Source organism: Phytobacter cepae, from assembly GCF_054165735.1.
Map to the genome: position 1 here is coordinate 4,290,402 of NZ_CM135107.1, position 23,705 is coordinate 4,314,106.

Here is a 23,705-nt window from a genome sequence, read left to right on the forward strand (position 1 = left end):
GATTTCTGCGCCTCTCTTTTTATTCGTACCTTTTAGCTCAAGCGGCCATGGCACTGTTTGAATTTCTTACCGGACCCACAAGGACAAGGATCGTTACGCCCCACCTTACGATCGCCCGTTTGCGCGGCCAGATCCGCCGCCGCTTCTGCATGGTCATCGCTGTGGCTGAGCTGTTGCATCTGTGCCAGACGCTCTGCTTCTTCCCGGCGCTGCTGCTCCATTGCTTCAACTTCTTCCGGCATACGCACCTGGACTTTGCTCAACGTGCTGATCACTTCATATTTCAATGACTCCAGCATCGCCGCAAACATCGAGAAGGATTCACGTTTGTATTCCTGCTTCGGATCTTTTTGTGCATAACCACGCAGGTGGATGCCCTGACGCAGGTAATCCATCGCCGCCAGATGCTCTTTCCACAGGGAATCCAGCGTTTGCAGCATGACGCCTTTTTCGAAGTGACGCATCATTTCTACGCCAACGATCTCTTCCTTGCGTTTATAAACCTCGACGGCCTGCTCCAGAATACGCTCACGCAGCGTCTCCTCATGCAGTTCTGGCTCTTTGTCCAGCCATTCGGCAATCGGCAGATCAAGATCGAAGTCGTTTTTCAGACGCTCTTGCAAGCCGGGAATATCCCACATCTCTTCCAGTGACTGCGGCGGAATATGACCATCAATGGTCGCTTTAAAGACATCTTCACGGATACTGTTGATGGTTTCGCTAACATCAGAAACATCCAGCAGCTCATTACGCTGAGTGTAGATCGCACGACGCTGATCGTTCGCCACATCATCGTATTCCAGCAGCTGTTTACGGATATCAAAGTTACGGCTTTCCACCTTACGCTGCGCATTGGCAATGGCCTTGGTGACCCACGGGTGCTCAATGGCTTCGCCTGGTTTCATCCCCAGTTTACGCATCATGCCCGACACGCGATCCGAGGCAAAAATACGCATCAGCGCATCTTCCATAGACAGGTAGAAGCGTGAAGAACCGGCATCGCCCTGACGGCCAGAACGGCCACGCAGCTGGTTGTCAATACGGCGAGATTCATGGCGCTCGGTACCGATGATGTGCAAGCCACCAGCCGCCAGTACGGCGTCATGGCGAATCTGCCAGTCGGCTTTGATCTGAGCAATCTGCTCTGGCGTCGGGTCGGTCAGTTCAGCGACTTCGGACTGCCAGCTCCCGCCCAGCACGATGTCAGTACCACGACCCGCCATGTTGGTTGCGATGGTCACTGCTGCGGTATAACCGGCTTGCGCAACGATATCGGCTTCCTTCGCATGGAATTTGGCGTTCAGTACGTTGTGCTTGATGCCTGCTTTGGTCAGTTCATTAGAAACCACTTCGGATTTCTCGATGGAGATGGTCCCCACCAGAACCGGCTGACCCGCCGCGGTGCGTTCACGGATGTCTTCGATAATCGCCTGAATTTTTTCAGCTTCAGTCATGTAGACCAGATCCGGCATATCTTTACGGATCATCGGGCGGTTTGTCGGTACCACGACGGTATCGAGTTTATAGATAGAGCTGAACTCGAAGGCTTCGGTATCCGCTGTACCGGTCATACCGGCCAGTTTTTCATACAGACGGAAATAGTTCTGGAAGGTGATGGAGGCGAGCGTCTGGTTCTCGTTCTGAATATCCACCCCTTCTTTCGCTTCAACAGCCTGGTGCAGGCCATCTGACCAGCGACGGCCTTGCATGGTACGACCGGTATGTTCATCAACGATAATGACTTCGCCATCTTTTACGATGTAGTCAACGTCGCGAGTAAACAGTGCATGGGCACGCAATGCCGCCGTCACATGATGCATGAGCATAATGTTAGTCGGGGAGTAGAGAGACTCGCCTTCATCCATAATGCCCTGATTGACCAGCAGCTCTTCAATCATTACCAGACCGCGTTCGGTCAGGTTTACCTGACGAGATTTTTCGTCAACCGAGAAGTGGCCTTCACCCTGGAAGGTGTCAGAATCTTCTTTCTCCTGGCGCACCAGATGAGGAATGATTTTGTTCACTTTACGGTACAGCTCAGAGCTGTCTTCCGCCGGACCGGAGATAATCAGCGGCGTACGCGCTTCATCGATCAGAATGGAGTCCACCTCATCGACCAGCGCATAATGCAGCTTACGCTGAACGCGATCTTCCGGGCTAAACGCCATGTTGTCACGCAGGTAGTCGAAGCCGTATTCGTTGTTCGTTCCGTAGGTAATGTCTGCAGCATAGGCAGCGCGCTTCGCCGGGGCAGGCATTCCAGGTAAGTTAATACCGACGGTTAAACCGAGGAATTCAAACAGAGGGCGGTTGTTTTCTGCATCACGCTGGGCAAGGTAGTCGTTGACCGTTACCACGTGTACGCCTTTACCACTCAGGGCGTTGAGGTAAGCTGGCAGCGTCGCGGTCAGCGTTTTACCTTCACCGGTACGCATTTCTGCGATGCAACGTTCGTTCAATACCATACCGCCGAGCAGTTGCACGTCAAAGTGACGCATATTGAACACACGTTTACTGGCTTCACGTACAACCGCGAAGGCTTCCGGGATCAGGCTCTCAACCGTCTCACCTTTTTCGATACGCGCACGAAATTCTGCAGTTTTGCCTTTCAGCTCATCATCAGTGAGCTTCTCCATGGCAGGTTCCATGGAGTTGATTAATGTGACCGCTTTGCGCATACGACGCAATGTACGATCGTTACGGCTACCGAATACTTTTGTTAATAATTTAATAAGCATAATAAAATCTCAAACGCTCCGCTCTGCGGAGGCAAAAATTAGTTGAAGGTTATTTTTTCAGCTAAGGCGTTGAGGTCCGGCGCGGATGCCCTGCACCTGGCTTATCCAGGCACGGACGGTAAAAACGGAGTGCGATGAGAAATCAGCATAAAATGGCTGATTAACGGCAGTCGGCGGTCTGCGCTCCTGAGTCAGAAGAGCACTGAGCGTGTCCAACAGGGCGAGATGATGTGCCTGAATGGGTAAGGCTTCTTCCACGACCGGCAGCGCTTGAGGCGCCATCGCGAAAGAGAGATGACGTATAACGGTTCGAATGGCATGTTGATGCCAGTAATCCACGGTAAAGTTAGGACGACGGCTACCTTCCAGCAGTGCCAGATTGGTAAAGTTGACCGTGCCTGAGCCTTCATGATTACGGGTAGTCGCTCTCGCAGGCTCGGTGTGTTCGGTGCTGCTGAGCGCAGGCAAGCCAAAGCTTGCCGCGACCATCCCTAATAAGAGATGCGGCCAGAAATAACGTCTGCCAAATTGTCGCCAGCGCGTCAGTATTCCGCTCACTCAATCCACCAAAAATGATTCAAACTTGCCCGTATTAACTTCGGAACGCGTTATTTTGCGCACCGATATTACCATTAATGCACAACAACGGCAGCGATAATAAGGCGCTAAGCGGGATAAATTGGCCAGGAAACCAGCAATCGAACGCGTTCATGCCTTAGAGAGCATGTTGGGCATGACAAGTAAAAATTAAACGGGAAGGAAATAAAAAAACGACTGGTTTTCTGGCAGGAGAGAGTTTGCCAGAAAGACCAGTCGAATTTATATCTAACGTGTTACGTTAGATTTATGCGAGAACCAGTGAAGGCGCTTTAAATGCCAGTGGCAGTTCAGCATCGTTTTCGTAAGTCACGTATTCCCAGGCTTCCTGTTTTGCCAGGACTGCCTGCAACAATTTGTTGTTCAGGGCATGACCGGATTTGAACGCGGTAAATGCACCGATAATATTGTGACCACACATGAACAAGTCACCAATTGCATCCAGCATTTTATGGCGCACAAATTCATCTTCGAAACGTAAACCGTCTTCGTTCAGTACGCGATAATCGTCAACAACGATGGCACAATCGAAGCTCCCGCCCAGGCACAAACCACGTGACTGCAGGTATTCGATATCGCGCATGAAACCAAACGTACGCGCACGGCTAATCTGGCGCATGAATGCATCGGCAGAGAAGTTCATCGCATAACGCTGAGTACTGGCATCGATCGCCGGATGGTTAAAGTCGATAGTAAAGTCCAGAGAGAAACCGTTGTACGGTTTGAACTCTGCCCATTTATCGCCGTCTTCAACACGCACCGTCTCTTTGATACGGACGAATTTCTTCGCACTTCGCAGCTCTTCAACGCCGGCATCCAGCAGAAGATAAACGAACGGTGCAGCACTGCCATCCATAATCGGGATTTCTGGCGCATCAACTTCAACAATAATGTTGTCGATACCCAGACCAGCCAGAGCAGCATTAAGATGCTCAACGGTTGAAATCCGCACGTCATGCTCGTTAACCAGACACGTACAGAGCATGGTATCACGCACAGATTTAGCATCAGCCGGGAAATCTACCGGAGGATTCAAGTCAGTGCGACGATAGATGACCCCGGTATTGGCCGGCGCAGGGCGCAACGTCAGGGTGACTTTTTTGCCGGTATGTAAACCGACGCCAGTCGCCTGAACGATACGTTTAAGTGTCCTTTGTTTGATCATCGTATTATCTCGCCTAATTACCTATCCAACCGAAGTGTACTACACAATCGGTGGGCCAGTTTAGCACAAAGAGCGGAGATGCCCAACTTCCAGCCAATTCTTAATCAGCTTGCTTACGCAAAAAGGCTGGGATATCCAGATAATCCGGCTCTTTCGTGGTCTGCGGCGTATTGTCGTTAACCACTTTAGATGCAGGCTTCTGCTCTTGTTGCATGGCCGGGATACCGTGCTGTTGATAACGGTCCATCACCGGTTGCTGCTGCTGTTTATTGGTAACCAGGGTGATTTCCGGACGTTTGTCCATGCCGATACCGGTCGCTACTACCGTTACGCGCAGCTCATCGTTCATATCTGGATCCAGAGAGGTACCGATAACCACAGTCGCGTTATCCGAAGCAAATGCACGGATAGTGTTACCGACGGTTTCGAACTCATCCAGACGCAGGTCAAAGCCAGCCGTGATGTTGACCAACACGCCACGAGCACCAGACAGATCGATATCTTCCAGCAGCGGAGAAGAGATCGCCATTTCCGCAGCTTCTTCCGCACGGTCTTCGCCCTTCGCGACACCGGAGCCCATCATGGCATAACCCATTTCAGACATCACGGTACGCACGTCAGCAAAGTCGACGTTCATCAGACCCGGACGCGTAATCAGTTCGGCAATACCCTGTACCGCGCCTTTCAGTACGTCATTCGCCGCACCAAAGGCATCCAGCAGTGAGATACCGCGGCCCAAAACTTTCAGCAGTTTGTCGTTCGGAATCGTGATCAGCGAGTCCACATGTTTGGACAGCTCAGCGATACCCTGCTCCGCAAATGCCATACGCTTCTTGCCTTCGAAGTTGAAAGGCTTGGTCACGACAGCGACGGTCAGAATACCTAAATCTTTTGCGACTTCAGCGACCACGGGTGCCGCACCCGTACCGGTACCACCACCCATTCCCGCTGCGATGAAGACCATATCGGCGCCATCTAATGCCGCGCGCAGCGCTTCACGGTCTTCTTCCGCTGCGTTGCGACCGACCTCTGGGTTTGCCCCAGCGCCCAGACCTTTGGTGATACCACCACCGATCTGAATGGTCTGACCCACCGCAGTTTTACGCAATGCCTGAGCATCGGTATTCACTGCGAAGAATTCAACACCCTCGATGCGCTCGCGCACCATGTGTTCAACGGCATTACCGCCGCCGCCACCGACGCCGATGACTTTAATCACCGCGTCGTTGGTCAGTTCCATAGGTTCAAACATAATTTCTCTCCGTTTTGTGCCTGTCGCCTGAGACCGTTAATGTGCCCCGGTCTCTGAAAAATTAAAATTCTTTACGCAGCCAGCTGTTGATTCGCTTAAACCATGAGCCGACTGATACGCGTTTTTCCACTTCTGCTTCACCACTTAAATGGGTCTCTTTTCCGTAGTGCAGCAGGCCCACCGCCGTCGAGTAATACGGTTCCTGGGCATAATCTGTTAAGCCAGTAATATTCAGCGGTGCACCAATACGCACCTGTGTATGAAACACACGTTGCGCGCAGGCTGCTAAGCCCTCAATTTGCGCCGCACCGCCGGTCAGAACAATCCCCGCTGCAAGATGGTGTTTCACCCCTTGCTGACGCAGCTGTTCCTGCAATTGCAAAATCTCATCGTTAACCAGATTGAGAAGCTCGGTATAGCGCGGCTCAATCACATCTGCCAGCGTTTGTCGCTGCAGACTGCGCGGCGGACGTCCACCCACGCTCGGTACTTCGACGCTTTCGTCTTTCCCTACCAGCGATCCCAGCGCGCAGCCATGGCGTACTTTGATTGCTTCAGCATCACTTGGCGGCGTGCCAAACGCATAGGCAATATCGCTGGTTACCACGTTCCCTGCATAGGGAATAACCTTGGTATGACGCAGCGCTCCGCCTGTATAGACCGCCATATCCATTGTACCACCACCGATGTCTACCACGCAGACACCGAGTTCACGTTCATCTTCCGTCAACACGGAATAACTGGACGCAAGACCAGCGAAGATAAGTTGGTCAACTTTCAGCCCACATCGTTCCACAGCTTTAACAATGTTTTTCGCCATGTCGTTGTGGCAGGTAATCAAATGGACTTTTGCCTGCATACGCACGCCGGAAAGGCCAACCGGGTTCTTGATACCTTCCTGGTAATCAATGGCATATTCCTGAGGAATGACATGCAGCACGCGATGTTCATCGCGTACACGTACGGATTTCGCAGTATGCACCACGTTCTCGACGTCTTCCTGCGTCACTTCCTCTTCAGAGATAGGTACCATACCAATCTCATTCTGGCAGCTAATATGCTTGCCTGACAGCGCAAGATAGACTGAAGAAATCTGGCAATCAGCCATTAATTCAGCCTGGTCGATGGCGCGCTGAACGCATTTTACCACCGACTCAAGATCATTCACGCCGCCTTTATCCATACCGCGGGACGGGCAGCTTCCCACACCAATGATATTGACCATACCGTCGGGCAGAACTTCCCCTACTAAAGCGGCTACCTTTGCGGTGCCAATCTCCAGTCCAACCACCAGTTTTCTGTCCGTCGCCTTGATCATTATTGCTCTGCCTGTGCCTGATTCTGTTGCTGATTAGGGTCCTGTGCCGGGGCCGGTTTCCAACCTACCGCCGCGCCAGAGTCATAGCGTAAATCCACGTAGCTTATCTCTTTGCCATCAACCTGCGCTTGCTGCTGTAACACGGGATACAGTTCAACAAAACGTGCCAGGCGTTTCATCGTATCGCCTCGGCCCAGATTGAGCTTGATATCGTTATTGAGCGTCAATTGCCACGAACGTCGTGCCGTCATTGCCGCTTCTTTTAACGTGAATTTATCCTTTGCCAGCACTTGCCCCATGTCACGGAAGCCCTGTAACACTTCACTTTCACTCCCTTCCGGGCCATACAGCATGGGTAAAACCTGCTTGCTGGTACGATCGGCTGGGACACTGAACGCATTACCGTCGGTATCCATCATGTGCTGATCATTCCAACGTGCTATCGGCACAAATTCAACCAGATGAATCTTCAATTCATCTGGCCATTGCTTTCTGACACTCGCCTGCTTTATCCAGGGTAGCCGTTCAATCTGGCTCTGGATAATGTTGACGTCCTGCGTCATAAAGGTGCCGGGGGCGCCTAACGCCAGTATGGACTGACGAATATCATCGTTGCGCGTGTAATGGCGATCGCCCGTCAACACTAGCTTCGACAACGGCAATCGTTGCGCATCTTCCATCCAGCCCAGAACCACCCAACTGCTCGCCAACACGGTACACAGCACCGCCAGCAGGAAGATAATGCCTGCAAGACGCGTTCCATTGCTGCGACGGGAAGATGGAGCCTCTTCGACATCGCGATTTCTCGTGTTCAGCGCAGCCTGAGACATATCACTCCGCCAGATTCAAAATACGCACGACAAGCTGGGAGAAACTCAACCCTGCCTGACGCGCTGCCATCGGAACCAGACTATGGCTGGTCATACCCGGCGAAGTGTTCGCTTCCAGCAAATAAAACTGACCATCGCTGTCTTTCATGGCGTCAATACGCCCCCATCCGCGACAACCCAGCGCTTGCCAGGCTTTCAGCACCAGGGACTGTAATTTCGCTTCATCTTCCGCTTCCAGACCTGCAGGGCAGAAATATTTCGTCTCATCAGAGAGATACTTCGCCTCATAATCATAGAAGGTTCCAGCAGGCTGGATGCGAATTGACGGTAAAATTTCTTCACCGAGTATCGCAACCGTGAATTCTGGTCCACTTAGCCATTTTTCGATTAAAACTTCATCATCATGTTGAAAGGCAAGGGCTAAAGCGGCATGCAATGCACCAGATTCATCCACTTTAGACATGCCGACACTGGACCCTTCACGGCTGGGCTTGACAATAACGGGTAACCCCAGGGCCTCAATACGCTGAATAGCGCTGTTCTTAAGTCCAATTTCAAATTCTTGTCGCGTTAAGGCAACGCCAGAGGCGACAGGTAACCCTGCACCTTGCCAGAGCAATTTGCTACGCATTTTATCCATGGAGATAGCTGATGCCATCACACCACTGCCGGTATAGGGCAAATCGATAAATTCGAGCAGTCCTTGCAATGTGCCATCTTCACCGCCGCGGCCGTGAAGGGCGATAAATACTTTGTCGAAGCCCATTGTTTTAAGCGTGGTGACATCGACATCACGTGGATCAATAGGATGCGCGTCAACCCCACCTTCGAGCAGGCCCTTCAGCACCGCTGCACCAGAATTCAACGAAACCTCACGTTCCGCAGAAGAGCCGCCCAGCAGGACAGCAACTTTCTCAGCCATGATGCTCTTCCTCCTGCGGCTTCAGCTTCACTTCCGCCAGATGGCGTGCGATTTTGCCGATGTTACCGGCGCCCTGAATGAGAATCAGATCGTTGCCGGTAAGAACAGGAGCCAGCATAGCCGCCACCTGTGCCGGATCGGAAACCAGAATCGGATCCACTTTACCGCGACCACGGATGGTGCGGCACAAGGAGCGACTGTCCGCACCCGGGATTGCCGTTTCACCCGCGGAATAGACATCCAGCATCAGCAGCGCATCAACCTGCGTCAGCACATTCGCAAAGTCGTCGTACAGATCGCGCGTTCGGGTAAAGCGGTGTGGCTGGAACAGCATCACCAGGTTTTTGTCCGGCCAGCCCGCGCGTGCGGCCTTGATCGTGGCATCCACTTCCGTCGGATGATGGCCATAATCGTCCACCAGCATCGCGGTACCGGTTTTGCCGTTAACGTTTTCCAGCGGAAATTCGCCGAGGAAATCGAAACGACGGCCAGTGCCCTGGAAATTCTCCAGTGCACGCAGGATATCTTCGTCTTCAATGCCTTCTTCGGTCGCTACCGCGACTGCCGCCGCCGCATTCAACGCGTTATGGCGTCCAGGCGCATTCAATAAAACCTGTAGATCCGGCTTATCCTGACGAATCAACGTGAAGTGACCCTGAGCGCCCTTTTGCTGGTAGTCCTGTACGCGGACGTCGGCATCATCGCTAAAACCATAAGTCGTTGTCTGGCGGCCCACGCGTGGCAGCAGTTCACGAATAACCGGATCGTCCACACACATCACTGCACGGCCATAGAACGGCAGGTTATGCAGGAAGTTAATGAAGGTCGTTTTCAGATTTTCGAAGTCACCCTGATAGGTATCCATATGGTCAGCTTCGATATTGGTGACAATAGCCACCATTGGCTGCAGATGGAGGAAAGAAGCGTCACTCTCATCCGCTTCCGCAATCAGGTAACGACTATGACCGAGACGCGCGTGGACACCCGCCGCTTTTACGAGGCCACCGTTCACAAAAGTCGGATCCAGACCGCCTTCAGCATAAATGCTGGAGACCATCGCGGTGGTCGTTGTTTTACCGTGCGTACCGGCAATGGCAATGCCATGACGAAAACGCATCAACTCAGCAAGCATTTCAGCGCGACGGATAACAGGAATACGCGCTTCGTTAGCCGCCACAATCTCCGGGTTATCCTCAGAGATTGCGCTCGACACCACCACCACGCTGGCCTCACTGACGTTTTCAGGACGATGATTAAAATAAATCGTTGCCCCCAGCGCGCTCAGTTGCTGCGTGACGGGGTTCGGCGCCAGGTCGGAACCGCTAATCTGATAGCCTTCGTTAGCCAAAACTTCGGCAATACCGCCCATGCCAGCACCACCGATGCCAACAAAGTGAATGTGCCGAACGCGACGCATCTCGGGCACGATTAAGCGCAGTTTTGCCAGTTGTTGTGTATTCATTATCTATGCCATCTACCACTTCAAATTCGCGCGACGCAAAAGGCATCGCCAGTATTTAAGCCTGAGCTGCCAGACTCACTTCGTTTGCCACTCGTTGGGTGGCGTCCGGGATAGCGGCGGCACGAGCGCGCTCAGCCATCGCCAGTAATTCACTACGGTTCCAGCTCGCCAGGGTCTGGGCAACGGCATCCACCGTAAACTGCGGCTGCTCCAGGATCCTGGCTGCCCCCGCTTTTTCCAGCGGTAATGCATTCCAGTATTGCTGCCGGTCTTTATGCTGGAACGGGACAAAGAGCGCGGGCAAACCTGCTGCGGCAATTTCGCTGACCGTCAATGCACCGGAACGACAGACCACGACATCAGCCCAGGCGTAGGCCTGCGCCATATCATCAATAAACTCAGTCACCTTGTGCTGTGGCTGCCCCGCGTCGGCATAGGCCTGCTCAACGGTTTGCTGCGCGCCTTTTCCGCTCTGATGCCAGAAAGTGACCGTCTCACCCAGTTTCGCTGCCACTTGTGGCATCGTCTGGTTCAGTACCCGCGCCCCCTGCGAACCACCCACTACCAGCACCCGTACCGGCCCTTCGCGGCCAGACAAGCGTTCTTGTGGTAATGGCAGCGCGAGCACATCAACACGAACAGGATTGCCAACCACTTCCGCCTTTGGAAATGCGCCTGGAAAAGCCTGCATCACTTTGGTGGCGATTTTCGCCAGCCATTTATTGGTGAGCCCGGCGATGCCGTTCTGCTCATGGAGCACAACGGGAATGCCCAGCGACCAGGCCGCCAGACCACCTGGACCAGAAACATAACCGCCCATGCCCAGAACTACATCCGGCTTATAGCGCTTCATGATCGCGCGCGCCTGACGCCAGGCATTAAAAATTCGTAACGGCGCGAGCAGTAAGGCTTTTACACCTTTACCGCGTAAACCTGAGATGCGGATAAAGTCGATCTCGATACCGTGTTTGGGTACCAGATCGGCTTCCATGCGATCGGCGGTTCCAAGCCAGCGCACTTGCCAGCCCTGATCCATCAAATGATGGGCAACGGCCAGTCCCGGGAAGACATGTCCTCCGGTTCCCCCCGCCATCACCATCAACCGCTTCCCTTGACCGCTCATCGTGAACCTCGTGTAAACGCCTGGGCTTTCTCCAGACGCGTTTCATAATCAATACGCAACAACAGCATGATGGCCGTCGACATAATCAACAAACTGGAACCACCGTAGCTGATCAGCGGCAGTGTCAGACCCTTGGTCGGCAGCATACCAGCCGCCGCACCCACGTTAACTAACGCCTGGAAGCTGAACCAGATGCCAATAGAGCAGGCCAGAAAACCTGAGAATCGTTGATTAATTTCCAGCGCTTTACGGCCAATGGACATGGCGCGGAAAGCGACGAAGAATACCATTAAAAGCGCCAGTACCACACCGATATAACCCAGTTCTTCCCCGATAATGGCGAAGATGAAGTCCGTATGCGCTTCGGGTAAATACTCCAGTTTTTGCACCGAGTTCCCAAGTCCTTGTCCCCACAACTCTCCGCGTCCAAAGGCCATCAAAGATTGGGTTAACTGGTAACCGCTACCAAAAGGATCATCCCATGGGTTCCAGAACGAGGTCACACGGCGAATACGATAGGGTTCGGCGAGGATCAGCAGCACTACTGCAGCAATACCGGACCCGATGATGGCAATAAACTGCCAAAGCTTCGCCCCTGCCAGAAACAGCATCGCAAGAGTGGTAATGAACAGCACAACGACCGTACCGAGGTCGGGCTGTGCCAGCAGTAACACGGCCAGCACCATGATCACGCCCATCGGTTTCAGGAATCCGCGCAGGTTATTACGCACCTCATCAACCTTACGTACCAGGTAGTTCGCCAGGTAGCAAAACAGCGACAGTTTGGTAAATTCCGCAGGCTGGAAACGCATGATCCCTAAATCGATCCAACGTGATGCACCGTTGATGGAACTTCCCACCAGCAGAACCACAAGCAACATGACGATCGCGGCGATCAACATGGCTGAACTCCAGCGTTGCCAGAACTCCATTGGCAAGCGGAGCGTCACCATGGCAAAACAGAACGCCAGAAAGAGATAGAGCGCATGACGCTTGGCAAAGAAAAACGGATCATCGGTCAATCGCTGGCCTACCGGCATTGACGCTGAGGTCACCATAATGAAGCCGATTGCCGCCAGACCTAACGTCAGCCACAGCATCGTGCGGTCATACATGACAAGGCTGTCATCGTCTTTTACACGTGACCCCATCACCCAGCCCTTCAATGCGCCAAACACCCATGCCAGGATTCCAAATCCTGGCAGGCGCGGCATTCTCGGACGCGGGAGCGTTAAGCGCATCAACCTAACTCCTCTGCAAGGCGAGTAAAGAGGTCGCCACGCTGTTCAAAGTTTTTGAATTGATCGAGGCTGGCACAGGCCGGAGAAAGCAGAACCATATCGCCGGAATGAACACGGGTCGCTATGAGGCGCATCGCCTGTTCCATATCGGCAGTTTGCTCGGCAATGTCCGGGCGCAACGCGGCAAGCGCTGCGCCATCACGGCCAAAGCAGTAAAGCCGCACCCTGTCGCCCTCAAGATAGCGTTTCAGCGGGGTGAAATCGGCTGACTTCCCATCACCGCCCAGAAGAAGATGGAGCGTACCATCCACCTGCAGACCATTAAGGGCCGCCTCAGTACTGCCGACGTTGGTCGCTTTAGAATCATTAATCCAGCGCACACCATTGTGTTCAAGGGCAAGCTGGAAGCGGTGCGCCAGCCCGGTGAATGTGGTCAGGGCCTTAAGGCTAGTGGCGCGCGGTAGACCCGCAGCGTCTGCCAGTGCGAGAGCCGCCAACGCGTTGGTGTAGTTATGCTGGCCGCTGAGTTTCATCTCTTTAACGTTAAGCACTTTTTCACCTTTCACGCGCAGCCAGGTTTCCCCCTGCTGACGATTCAGATGATAGTCACCCACATCAACCCCAAAGCTAATGCAACGTTCATCGGCACCGCGCACCGGCATGGTTAACGCATCATCTGCATTGACCACACAAACTTTAGCGTTTTCATAAACCCGCAGCTTTGCCGCCCGGTACTGCTGTAGACCAAACGGATATCGGTCCATATGATCTTCGGTGACGTTGAGGATAGTCGCCGCCACCGCTTCAAGACTGGAGGTGGTTTCCAGTTGGAAGCTCGAAAGCTCAAGGACATACAGCTCACGCGACTCATCAAGGAGCATCAACGCAGGCAGGCCAATATTGCCGCCGACGCCGACGTTAACACCCGCGGAGGTCGCCATTTCACCCACCAGGGTGGTGACGGTGCTTTTACCGTTTGAGCCGGTAATCGCGACTATCGGAGCCTCGGCTTCGCGACAAAACAGTTCAATGTCACCGACTATCTCGACCCCGGCCTCTGCCGCCGCACTCAGCGAGGGGTGTGCCAGGGCAATACCCGGGCTTGCGACAATCAGATCGGCGTTCAGCAGCCAGCCATCATTCAGACTACCAAGGTGACGCTCAACCTCTTCCGGCAGTTTATCCAGCCCCGGCGGAGAGGTACGCGTGTCCATCACTTTCGGCGTGACGCCGCGCGCGAGGAAGAAATCCACGCACGAGAGCCCCGTCAGACCAAGACCAATAATGACGACTTTTTTACCCTGGTAATCTGCCATGATTAACGTACCTTGAGCGTTGCCAGTCCAATCAGGACCAGCATCAGCGAAATAATCCAGAAGCGCACAATGACGCGCGGCTCCGGCCAACCTTTCAGTTCATAGTGATGATGAATAGGCGCCATGCGGAAGATGCGCTGACCGCGCAGCTTGAACGAGCCTACCTGCAGAATGACCGACAGCGTTTCGACAACAAACACCCCGCCCATAATGACCAGCAGAAACTCCTGACGCAGCAGCACCGCAATAATGCCTAATGCCCCGCCCAGCGCCAGCGAACCGACATCGCCCATAAAGACCTGCGCCGGGTAGGTGTTGAACCACAGGAAGCCCAGACCCGCTCCCACGATAGCCGTACAGACAATCACCAGTTCACCGGCGTGGCGCAGATAGGGAATGTGCAGATAGTTGGCAAAATTCATGTTACCGGTCGCCCAGGCCACCAGCGCAAAACCGCCCGCAACGAAGACGGTTGGCATAATCGCCAGCCCATCAAGGCCATCCGTCAGGTTCACGGCATTACCCGTACCGACGATGACGAAATAGGCCAGCAGAATGTAGAAAATGCCTAACTGCGGCATCACGTCTTTAAAGAACGGCACAACCAGTTGGGTTGCCGGGGTATCGTTGCCGGCCAGGTAAAGAGCAAAGGCCACGCCCAGCGCAATAACCGACATCCAGAAGTACTTCCAGCGCGCAATAAGCCCTTTGGTATCCTTGCGCACGACTTTGCGGTAGTCATCAACGAAACCGATAATGCCGTAGCCCACTAACACGACCAGCACGCACCAGACGTAAGGGTTGGACGGGTAAGCCCAGAGCAGCACGGAAACCACGATGGCGGTCAGGATCATGATCCCCCCCATGGTCGGGGTGCCACGCTTACTGAAGTGCGACTCCGGGCCATCGTTACGAACAACCTGACCAAAGGATAATTTTTGCAGGCGGGCAATCATGCGCGGCCCCATCCACAATGAGATGAAGAGCGCAGTCAGCAGGCTGACAATGGCGCGAAACGTCAGATACGAAAAGACGTTAAAGCCGGAATAATATTTGACCAAATGTTCGGCCAGCCAAACTAACATGCCCTATTCTCCTGTAATGCGCGTGCAACCTCATCCATGGCTGCACTACGTGAACCTTTAATTAAAAGGGTAATAATCTGCTTCTCAGCAATTAACGCTTTTAAACGCGCAATCGCTGACGGCTTATCGTCATAATGTTCGCCAACACCGCTGGCATCGCTAATGGCTTTGCTCAGTTTACCCACGCTAATAACGCGATCGATGCCGACGGCTTTTGCTGTCTCACCCACCTGGCGGTGGCAGGCCTCACTCTCATCACCCAGTTCCGCCATATCGCCGACGACCATCACCCGGAAGCCGGGCATTTCTGACAGCACGTGGGCTGCCGCCGTCATCGAACCAACGTTAGCGTTATAGGTGTCATCAAGCAGTAGCTGGTTTTCACCAAGCTGAACCGGGAACAGGCGGCCAGGAACCGCCTTAAGATTGGCAAGACCGGTTCTCACCGCCTCATGCGTCGCGCCAACGGCCATCGCCAGCGCCGTGGCTGCCAGCGCATTGGCAATATTGTGACGGCCCGGCAGCGGCAGAATGACATCAATGCCGCCCGTCGGCGTCTGCAGGGTGAATTCGGTACCGTGTGAAGTCACATGAATGTGAGTGGCAGTGAAATCGCTGTTGGCGGCATTCGGTGAAAAGCGCCAGACTTTACGTGCTCCGATGGTGTTCTGCCAGTTCAGCCAGTCGTTGTTGTCGGCATTCATAATGGCAATGCCGTTGACAGGCAGCCCGGTATAAATTTCGCCTTTGGCTTTCGCCACACCCGCCAGCGATCCAAATCCTTCCAGGTGCGCCGCAGCCAGGTTATTGACCAGGGCCGCTTCCGGACGGGTCAACCCAACGGTCCAGGCTATTTCACCCTGATGGTTCGCCCCCAGCTCAATCACCGCGAACTGATGCTCGTTTGTCAGTCGCAGCAGCGTCATCGGCACGCCAATATCGTTATTCAGGTTGCCCGCTGTGTAGAGCGTATTACCGCATTGGCTTAGAATCGCTGCGGTCATCTCTTTTACGGACGTTTTGCCAGAAGATCCGGTCAGCGCGACAACGCGGGCAGGCACCTGCTGACGCACCCACGCACCCAGCTCACCGAAGGCGAGGCGCGTATCTTTTACCACCACTTGCGGCAGGTCGATATTCAGTTTGCGGCTAACCAGCAGCGCGCCTGCGCCACCGTCTTTCGCCTTGTCGACAAAGTCATGGGCATCGAAGCGTTCGCCTTTCAGGGCCACAAACAAACAGCCCGGCGTGACTTTACGCGTATCAGAGGTCACGGTATCAAGCGTTACATCTGCGCCGTGCAACTCCCCGTGCAGAATATCGACCAGTTGGCTCAGCGTTACGCTAATCATGCGACAACCCCCAGTAAACGTGCCGCAGTAACGCGGTCAGAGTAGTCCAGTCGGTTTTTGCCAACAATCTGATAATCTTCATGACCTTTACCGGCCAGCAGAACGACGTCATTCTCTTTAGCCTGCATAATGGCGTTAGTGACAGCCTCTGCACGGCCTTCCACGACGTGAGCATGACCGGCGTCGACCATGCCAGCCAGAATGTCGTTGATAATGGCGCGCGGCTCTTCAGTGCGCGGATTGTCGTCGGTCACGACCGGTATATCAGCAAATTCTTCGGCAATTGCTCCCATTAACGGACGCTTGCCTTTATCGCGATCGCCACCGCAGCCAAACACACACCACAACTTACCGGTGCAGTGCAGCCTTGCGGCCTGTAACGCTTTTTCCAGTGCGTCTGGCGTGTGGGCATAATCCACCACCACCGTTGGCTTGCCCGGTGCGCTAAAGACTTCCATTCGACCGCAGACGGGCTGCAGACGCGCTGCGGTTTTCAGCAAATCAGCAAGCGGATAGCCGAGCGCCAGCAATGTTGCCAGCGCCAGTAAGAGGTTGCTTACGTTAAAGGCGCCCATCAGACGACTTTCAATTTCGCCCTCGCCCCAGCTTGAGGAGAAGCGAATGGACGCGCCGCTGTCGTGATAATCAACCGCAATGGCCTTCAGCCAGCGACCATGACAGTTCGGGTTAATGTGGTCTTCCATGGAGACTGCGACCGCATCAGGCAGATTTGCCAGCCAACGGCGTCCCACCTCATCATCGGCATTGACGATGGCCTGACCGTAGTGATGTGCGGAGAAAAGCAGCCATTTTGCGGCTTCGTAGTGGGTCATGTCGCCGTGGTAATCGAGATGATCTCGGCTCAAATTGGTGAACACTGAAGCCGCAAAGGTCAGTGCCGCTACGCGGTGCTGGACCAGGCCATGGGACGAAACTTCCATCCCGGCAAAGGTTGCGCCCTGCTGCGCCAGAGAGGCAATGACATGCTGCACATCGACGGCGGAGCCAGTGGTATTTTCTGAGGGAATCACTTTCCCTAACAGGCCGTTACCGACAGTCCCCATCACCGCACTGGTTTCGCCTAACAACTGACTCCACTGCGCGAGAAGCTGCGTTGTGGTAGTTTTCCCGTTGGTCCCGGTGACGCCGATCAAACGCAGGCGCTCAGAAGGTTCACCGTAGAAGCGCCCCGCCAGAGCAGAGAGGCGTTCATTAAGCTGGCTCAGGTAGATAACCGGCACACCGTGCATTTCGCGAATTTCACCATCGCGGGCTTCATCCTTCGCTTCAGCAATAATGGCAGCCACACCTTGCGCAATCGCCTGCGGGATATATCGACGCCCGTCCGCCTGATGACCCACGACTGCCACAAAAAGATCGCCCGAAGCCGCGATACGGCTATCGAGTGTCATTTCCCGCAGTGCTCGCTCCGGCGCATTTGGCACCCACGGAGCAAGAAGGTCGCGCAAATTACGATCTGCCACCTGATCCCTCACCTTGATTAATTACAAATTCACTTTTATCGCCCGTCGCCAGCGCATCCGGCTCGATGTTCATGGTGCGCAGTACACCGCCCATGATGGCACCAAACACCGGTGCTGAGACGGCACCGCCGTAATATTTACCCGCTTGCGGATCGTTGATGACCACCACCAGCGCAAAGCGCGGATTACTCGCGGGCGCAACGCCTGCGGTATAAGCAATGTATTTATTAATGTAGCGACCGTCAGGGCCGACTTTTTTTGCCGTACCGGTTTTGATCGCAATGCGATAGCCTTTAATCGCGGCTTTCACACCGCCGCCGCCCGGTAGCGCGACGCTTTCCATCATGTGTACAACGTTACGCACGATGGATTCAGTGAAGATGCGTTCACCCGGAACCGGAGGATCGACTTTAGTAATCGACAGCGGACGATAGACGCCATAGCTGCCAATCGTTGCGTAGACTCGCGCTAACTGTAACGGGGTTACCATTAGCCCGTAGCCGAAAGAGAAGGTGGCCCTCTCTATGTCAGACCACCGTTGTTTTTGAGGATATAAGCCACTGCGTTCTCCGACCAACCCCAAATTGGTCGCCTTTCCCAGCCCAAAACGTGAGTAAGTATCTACTAACGCTGAGGACGGCATCGCTAACGCCAGCTTAGATACACCGACGTTACTCGACTTCTGTAGCACCCCGGTAAGGGTTAATTCGCTGTAGCGCGCCACGTCTTTGATTTCATGGCCGTTAATACGATAAGGAACGGTATTCAGAACGGTATTCGGTGTGACCACGCCACGCTGCAAGGCGGTCATCACTACCATCGGTTTCACCGTAGAACCCGGTTCAAACACATCGGTGATGGTACGGTTACGCATGATATCTTTCTGCGTACCGGCGAGGTTGTTTGGGTTGTAGGACGGGCTGTTGGCCATGGCCAGCACTTCACCGGTATTCACATCAACCAGTACGGCGCTGCCGGATTCGGCTTTGTTAAACGCCACTGCATTATTCAGTTCGCGATAAACCAGCGCCTGCAGACGTTCATCAATGCTTAACGCCAGGTTATGTGCCGCCTGGCTGTCAGTGGAAGAGATATCTTCAATTACGCGACCATAGCGATCTTTACGCACCACACGCTCGCCTGGCTGCCCGGTTAGCCATTTGTCGAAACTCTTTTCGACGCCTTCAATCCCCTGGCTATCCACGTTAGTAAAACCAATGAGGTGAGCAGTAACTTCGCCCGAAGGGTAGTAGCGGCGGGACTCTTCACGAAGGTGAATCCCTGGCAGCTTCAGTTTTTTGATGTAATCCCCGAGATCGGGATTGACCTGACGCGCCAGATAGATAAACCGGCCCTTGGGGTTAGCATTGATACGGGCAGCGAGCTGGTCGAGCGGCATGTTGAGCGCATCAGACAGGGCTTTCCAGCGATTATCCAGCGTAACGCCACCTGCATCTTTAAGCTCTTTCGGGTCAGCCCAAATCGCTTTAACTGGCACACTCACCGCCAGCGGACGACCGGAGCGATCGGTAATCATTCCGCGCGAGGTGGCCACCTCCTGAACGCGCAGGGAGCGCATATCGCCTTCACGGACCAGCATGTCAGGGGCGATAATTTGCAGCCAGGCAACGCGGCCCAACAGGAAACACAGCGCCAGTAAAATACAGCCGCACAGCAAGGCAAAACGCCAGCTCACAAAGCTGGCCTGTTCTTCCTGGCGTTTCGGTTTTGGCGTTTTTACCGCAGCGGCTTTCATGCGTTGCGTGGTTCCTTATTTCTGTACAACGATATTCTCCTGGGATGGATCGACATGCTGCATTTGCAGCTTTTCCGTGGCGATCCTCTCAACCCGGCTATGATCGCCGAGGGCATTTTCTTCAAGAATCAGGTTGCGCCATTCGATATCCAGAGCATCACGCTCCAGCACGAGCTGTTCGCGTTGAGCCGTCAACAGACGGGTGTGATGCGCGGTCGTCACCACGGTGACGGCGGTCATAATGATGCAAATGAACAGGCAGAGTGGCAGTTTCCCAAAACGCAAAAGATCGTCACCGATCACGCCAGGCAACGCATGGCGCTCGTTGCTTCCTAACGACTCTTTAACTTTGCTGAGGGTCTCTGACACTCTACCGATCATGCGTTCGTCCTCTCTGCAATACGCAGAACTGAACTACGGGCACGTGGATTCTCTGCCACCTCTTCTTCACCCGGCATCAACTTGCCTAATGCTCTCAGTTGACGGCCACCCAGCTTTCTGAGTTGCGCTTCGGTCATCGGTAATCCAGCCGGCACCTGAGGACCGCGACTCTGCTCACGCATAAAGCGTTTTACAATACGGTCTTCAAGAGAGTGGAAACTGATAACGGAAAGTCGGCCTTCCGGTGCCAACACGCCAATTGAGCTTTTTAGCGCCTGCTCTATCTCCTCCAGTTCACTGTTCACCCAAATGCGCACCGCCTGGAAGGTACGGGTCGCGGGATGTTTGAATTTGTCTTTCACCGGCATCGCCGCAGCAACCACCGTCGCCAGCTCTTTCGTTCTGGTCATCGGTTCAATACGGTTACGCTCAACGATGGCGCGGGCAATACGTTTACCGAAGCGCTCTTCACCAAAGGTTTTAATCACCCATGCGATGTCCGCTTCATCGGCTGTCTGCAGCCACTCGGCGGCAGATTGACCGCGCGTGGGATCCATACGCATATCCAGCGGGCCATCACGCATGAAGGAGAAACCGCGCTCGGCGTCATCAAGCTGCGGCGAGGAGACCCCCAGATCGAGCAGAATGCCGTCGATCTTACCGGTGAGTCCAAGTTCAGACGCGTAGTCAGCAAGTGCAGAGAAAGGACCATGAACGATGGAAAAGCGGGGATCGTCAATTGTCTTCGCGACAGCAATCGCTTCGGGATCGCGGTCAATAGCCAGCAGGCGTCCTTCTGGTCCCAGTTGAGAAAGGATCAGGCGTGAGTGACCACCGCGGCCAAAAGTGCCATCAATATAGATGCCGTCAGGACGAATATTCAGGCCATTAACGGCCTCGTCAAGCAGCACCGTTGTGTGTTTAAAATTTTCCATCATCATTAAAGTGACAAATCCTGCAATCGATCCGATAGCGCCTCAGAACCCGATTGCTCAGCGTCGATATCTTCCCTGACCTGTTGATACCAGGTCGTTTCATCCCACAGCTCAAACTTATTGAACTGCCCAACCAGCATCACTTCTTTCGTCAGCCCGGCATGTTGCCGTAAAACCGGCGCGATTAATAAGCGCCCTGCATTGTCCATCTGGCATTCGCTGGCATGCCCCAACAACAAGCGTTGTACGCGGCGCTCCAGCGGATTCATGCTTGATAGACGCGACAATTTTTGCTCAATAATTTCCCATTCAGGCAAGGGGTAAAGCAGCAGGCAGGAGTGATGAATGTCAATGGTGCACACCATTTGACCGGAAGCAGTTTCAAGCAGCGAATCACGATAGCGGGTCGGCACGGCTAAGCGCCCTTTGCTATCAAGATTAACTAATGTTGCCCCACGGAACATACACGCTCCACCCCTGAATGACCTTTTTCACCACTTTAACCCACAAATCCCCACCAAAGGAGTTTACGGAGCGGAGGAAAACCTTGTCAAGCCAGTGCAAAGACTAACCGGAGCAAAAGATCTCTTATTCGCGTTTACATTCCATATTGGTGAAATACCGCTCACCTGATAGAACAAATTAACGTCATGAATATTTGTAAGAAAAAAAAGCCCTATTCAGTGGAGCGTTAAAACGTACCGAATGAACATTCAGAAAATATAAAATGTCAGTTTGCGACGCGGGCGGCATTTTAAGGCATATTGCAGCCAGATAACAGCCCCTGATGCATGCCCACACAGCAGATGCCGCAAGCTGGAGGAGACGGCCGATGCTTAATGGAGAAAGGAAGCTAATACAATGCTTACGAATGGAGATGTAACAAAACGATTCAACAATAATGTTTAGTTACGTCTTATTTGTCTTAGAGAAAATCTTTAAATGTCAGGAAGCAAATTAATGAGAAAGAGGACAGAAAAAATAAGGATTTATCTGAATTAAGAATTTACTAATTACAGGGCGTATTTTTACAACTATAAGGCAGCCGGAGCTGCCTGGGAAAAGCATCAGACGCGGCTTAAGATACCGCGGCGATAGAGATTTCGACGAATACGGCTTAAGCCCGCTTTTGGTTTGCGGGGTTCATCAAGGCTGGCGAGCACGATCTCCAGTACCCTCTCAGCCACATCACGATGGCGTTGCGCGACAGCCAGCACCGGGCACTGCAAGAAATCCAGCAATTCGTGATCGCCGAAAGTCGCAATCGCCAAATCGGAAGGAAGTTTGCCATCCCGACGTAACGTCACGTCCAGCACACCCTGTAATAAAGCGAAAGAGGTGACGAAGAGCGCCTGCGGCATCTCATGCGTCTCCAGCCATTTCTCAAACAGCTGAGCCGCAGCCTCACGTTCGTAACTGTTCGCGTAGAGATACTGGACTTCGCGCGGATCGTCTTTCCACGCCGTGCGGAAACCCTGCTCACGTAAAAAACTCACCGAGAGCTCAGGCAGTGCGCCTAAATAAAGGACATTTTTTGCCGGGAACGTACGCAACTCTGCCGCCAGCATTTCTGAATCATCCTGGTCGGCACCGACGACGCTGGTGAAATGTTCGCGATCCAGCGCCCTGTCCAACGCGACAATGGGAAATGCATCGTTCGCCCAACGCTGATAAAACGGGTGTTCAGGGGGGAGAGAGGTAGAGACGATAATCGCATCAACCTGGCGCTGCAGGAGATGCTCAATACAGCGCATTTCATTATCTGGCTGATCCTCAGAGCAGGCAATCAATAGCTGATAGCCACGTTGACGCGCCTGACGCTCCAGATAATTTGCAATCCGTGTATAACTGGTGTTTTCCAGATCCGGAATAACCAGCCCAATGGAGCGAGTACGTCCCGCTCGCAACCCAGCCGCCACCGCATTCGGGTGGTAGTTATGCTCACGCACAACCGCCATCACTTTCTCGACGGTTTTATCACTCACACGATATTGCTTTGCCTTTCCATTAATGACATAGCTTGCCGTGGTGCGTGAGACGCCGGCTAGCCGGGCGATTTCATCCAGTTTCACAATTGCCCCTCAAAAAATAAAAGATACTCCATAACCTTTTTAGGGATATAGGTTAAATTCCATAACATCTAAGCGCAGAATAGTCACTGCGGCAACCGCTTTTATGTTTGCTTCAAGCGGATTTCGCAAAAAAAAAGCCCGGCAGAGGATGCCGGGCCAGGAATTCGGTGTAAACATCTCGCTTAACGCATGATTTTGTCACCGCGTGATAAACCCACTACACCCGAGCGTGCGACTTCAACGATTTTCGCTACATCACGAATGGTCGCTAAAAATGCATCAAGCTTATCGCTGGTCCCTGCTAACTGAACCGTATAAATAGACGGCGTCACGTCGATAATCTGCCCACGGAAGATCTCCGCACTGCGTTTGACCTCTTCACGACCGTAGCCACTGGCCTGAACTTTGACCAGCATGATTTCACGTTCAACGTAAGCGCCCTGCCCTAACTCGTTTACGCGAAGCACATCGACCAGCTTATGCAATTGTTTTTCGATCTGCTCTAGTACCTTCGCATCACCCACCGTCTGAATCGTCATACGCGATAACGTGGGATCGTCGGTCGGTGCAACGGTCAGACTCTCGATGTTATAACCACGCTGGGAGAACAGACCGATCACGCGCGAAAGTGCACCTGATTCGTTTTCCAGTAAAACAGACAATATCCGGCGCATAA

The 23,705-nt window shown here is 53.5% G+C and carries 20 protein-coding genes; all 20 read right to left on the reverse strand.

All coding sequences use genetic code 11. The annotated features are described in order from the left end of the window. Positions 1 to 32 precede the first annotated feature (32 nt). On the reverse strand, positions 33 to 2,738 hold the full coding sequence (secA, locus tag ACUY4Q_RS20165) for a preprotein translocase subunit SecA (protein ID WP_458044460.1): 2,706 nt from the start codon (positions 2,736 to 2,738) through the stop codon (positions 33 to 35). A gap of 57 nt (positions 2,739 to 2,795) precedes the next feature. Further along, the gene (gene secM / locus ACUY4Q_RS20170) at positions 2,796 to 3,296 is read right to left on the reverse strand and encodes a secA translation cis-regulator SecM (RefSeq protein WP_458044461.1); all 501 of its coding nucleotides are present in this window, start codon (positions 3,294 to 3,296) and stop codon (positions 2,796 to 2,798) included. 286 nt (positions 3,297 to 3,582) lie between these two features. Beyond that, positions 3,583 to 4,500 (reverse strand): UDP-3-O-acyl-N-acetylglucosamine deacetylase, encoded by a 918-nt coding sequence (gene lpxC / locus ACUY4Q_RS20175; protein ID WP_437431186.1) that lies wholly within the window; start codon positions 4,498 to 4,500, stop codon positions 3,583 to 3,585. Between the two features lie 100 nt (positions 4,501 to 4,600). After that, entirely contained in the window at positions 4,601 to 5,752 is a 1,152-nt protein-coding gene (ftsZ, locus tag ACUY4Q_RS20180; protein ID WP_458044462.1) for a cell division protein FtsZ, read from the reverse strand. A 61-nt stretch (positions 5,753 to 5,813) separates the two neighbouring features. Continuing rightward, positions 5,814 to 7,070, reverse strand: coding sequence for a cell division protein FtsA (gene ftsA, locus ACUY4Q_RS20185; protein WP_458044463.1), 1,257 nt, complete (start codon positions 7,068 to 7,070; stop codon positions 5,814 to 5,816). Next, positions 7,070 to 7,900, reverse strand: coding sequence for a cell division protein FtsQ (ftsQ, locus tag ACUY4Q_RS20190; RefSeq protein ID WP_458044464.1), 831 nt, complete (start codon positions 7,898 to 7,900; stop codon positions 7,070 to 7,072). Before ftsQ ends, ftsA begins: the two co-directional genes overlap by 1 nt. Position 7,901: 1 nt before the next feature. After that, the gene (locus ACUY4Q_RS20195; RefSeq protein ID WP_458044465.1) at positions 7,902 to 8,822 is read right to left on the reverse strand and encodes a D-alanine--D-alanine ligase; all 921 of its coding nucleotides are present in this window, start codon (positions 8,820 to 8,822) and stop codon (positions 7,902 to 7,904) included. Further along, positions 8,815 to 10,284 (reverse strand): UDP-N-acetylmuramate--L-alanine ligase, encoded by a 1,470-nt coding sequence (murC, locus tag ACUY4Q_RS20200; protein WP_458044466.1) that lies wholly within the window; start codon positions 10,282 to 10,284, stop codon positions 8,815 to 8,817. The genes ACUY4Q_RS20195 and murC overlap by 8 nt, the downstream gene beginning before the upstream one ends. A gap of 55 nt (positions 10,285 to 10,339) precedes the next feature. Beyond that, a complete protein-coding gene (gene murG / locus ACUY4Q_RS20205) occupies positions 10,340 to 11,407 on the reverse strand; it encodes an undecaprenyldiphospho-muramoylpentapeptide beta-N-acetylglucosaminyltransferase (RefSeq protein WP_458044467.1) in 1,068 nt (355 codons plus the stop codon). Then, positions 11,404 to 12,648, reverse strand: coding sequence for a cell division protein FtsW (gene ftsW / locus ACUY4Q_RS20210; RefSeq protein ID WP_458044468.1), 1,245 nt, complete (start codon positions 12,646 to 12,648; stop codon positions 11,404 to 11,406). Before ftsW ends, murG begins: the two co-directional genes overlap by 4 nt. Beyond that, the gene (gene murD, locus ACUY4Q_RS20215; protein ID WP_458044469.1) at positions 12,648 to 13,964 is read right to left on the reverse strand and encodes a UDP-N-acetylmuramoyl-L-alanine--D-glutamate ligase; all 1,317 of its coding nucleotides are present in this window, start codon (positions 13,962 to 13,964) and stop codon (positions 12,648 to 12,650) included. Before murD ends, ftsW begins: the two co-directional genes overlap by 1 nt. A 2-nt stretch (positions 13,965 to 13,966) precedes the next feature. Next, a complete protein-coding gene (gene mraY, locus ACUY4Q_RS20220) occupies positions 13,967 to 15,049 on the reverse strand; it encodes a phospho-N-acetylmuramoyl-pentapeptide-transferase (protein ID WP_458044470.1) in 1,083 nt (360 codons plus the stop codon). After that, complete coding sequence (gene murF / locus ACUY4Q_RS20225) at positions 15,043 to 16,401, reverse strand: UDP-N-acetylmuramoyl-tripeptide--D-alanyl-D-alanine ligase (protein WP_458044471.1); 1,359 nt, start codon at positions 16,399 to 16,401, stop codon at positions 15,043 to 15,045. Before murF ends, mraY begins: the two co-directional genes overlap by 7 nt. Next, positions 16,398 to 17,885 carry a UDP-N-acetylmuramoyl-L-alanyl-D-glutamate--2,6-diaminopimelate ligase gene (gene murE, locus ACUY4Q_RS20230; protein ID WP_458044472.1) on the reverse strand — a complete coding sequence of 496 codons (1,488 nt, stop codon included), beginning with the start codon at positions 17,883 to 17,885 and terminating at the stop codon, positions 16,398 to 16,400. The genes murF and murE overlap by 4 nt, the downstream gene beginning before the upstream one ends. Next, positions 17,872 to 19,641: a peptidoglycan DD-transpeptidase PBP3 gene (ftsI, locus tag ACUY4Q_RS20235; protein ID WP_458044473.1), complete on the reverse strand. Its 1,770-nt coding sequence runs from the start codon at positions 19,639 to 19,641 to the stop codon at positions 17,872 to 17,874. The genes murE and ftsI overlap by 14 nt, the downstream gene beginning before the upstream one ends. 15 nt (positions 19,642 to 19,656) lie before the next feature. Continuing rightward, on the reverse strand, positions 19,657 to 20,022 hold the full coding sequence (gene ftsL / locus ACUY4Q_RS20240) for a cell division protein FtsL (protein ID WP_458044474.1): 366 nt from the start codon (positions 20,020 to 20,022) through the stop codon (positions 19,657 to 19,659). Further along, positions 20,019 to 20,960, reverse strand: coding sequence for a 16S rRNA (cytosine(1402)-N(4))-methyltransferase RsmH (rsmH, locus tag ACUY4Q_RS20245; protein WP_458047401.1), 942 nt, complete (start codon positions 20,958 to 20,960; stop codon positions 20,019 to 20,021). Before rsmH ends, ftsL begins: the two co-directional genes overlap by 4 nt. A gap of 2 nt (positions 20,961 to 20,962) precedes the next feature. Next, complete coding sequence (gene mraZ / locus ACUY4Q_RS20250) at positions 20,963 to 21,421, reverse strand: division/cell wall cluster transcriptional repressor MraZ (RefSeq protein WP_458044475.1); 459 nt, start codon at positions 21,419 to 21,421, stop codon at positions 20,963 to 20,965. Between the two features lie 603 nt (positions 21,422 to 22,024). After that, positions 22,025 to 23,029 carry a catabolite repressor/activator gene (cra, locus tag ACUY4Q_RS20255; RefSeq protein WP_458044476.1) on the reverse strand — a complete coding sequence of 335 codons (1,005 nt, stop codon included), beginning with the start codon at positions 23,027 to 23,029 and terminating at the stop codon, positions 22,025 to 22,027. A gap of 182 nt (positions 23,030 to 23,211) precedes the next feature. Beyond that, positions 23,212 to 23,703: an acetolactate synthase small subunit gene (gene ilvN, locus ACUY4Q_RS20260; protein WP_437431170.1), complete on the reverse strand. Its 492-nt coding sequence runs from the start codon at positions 23,701 to 23,703 to the stop codon at positions 23,212 to 23,214. Positions 23,704 to 23,705 lie beyond the last annotated feature (2 nt).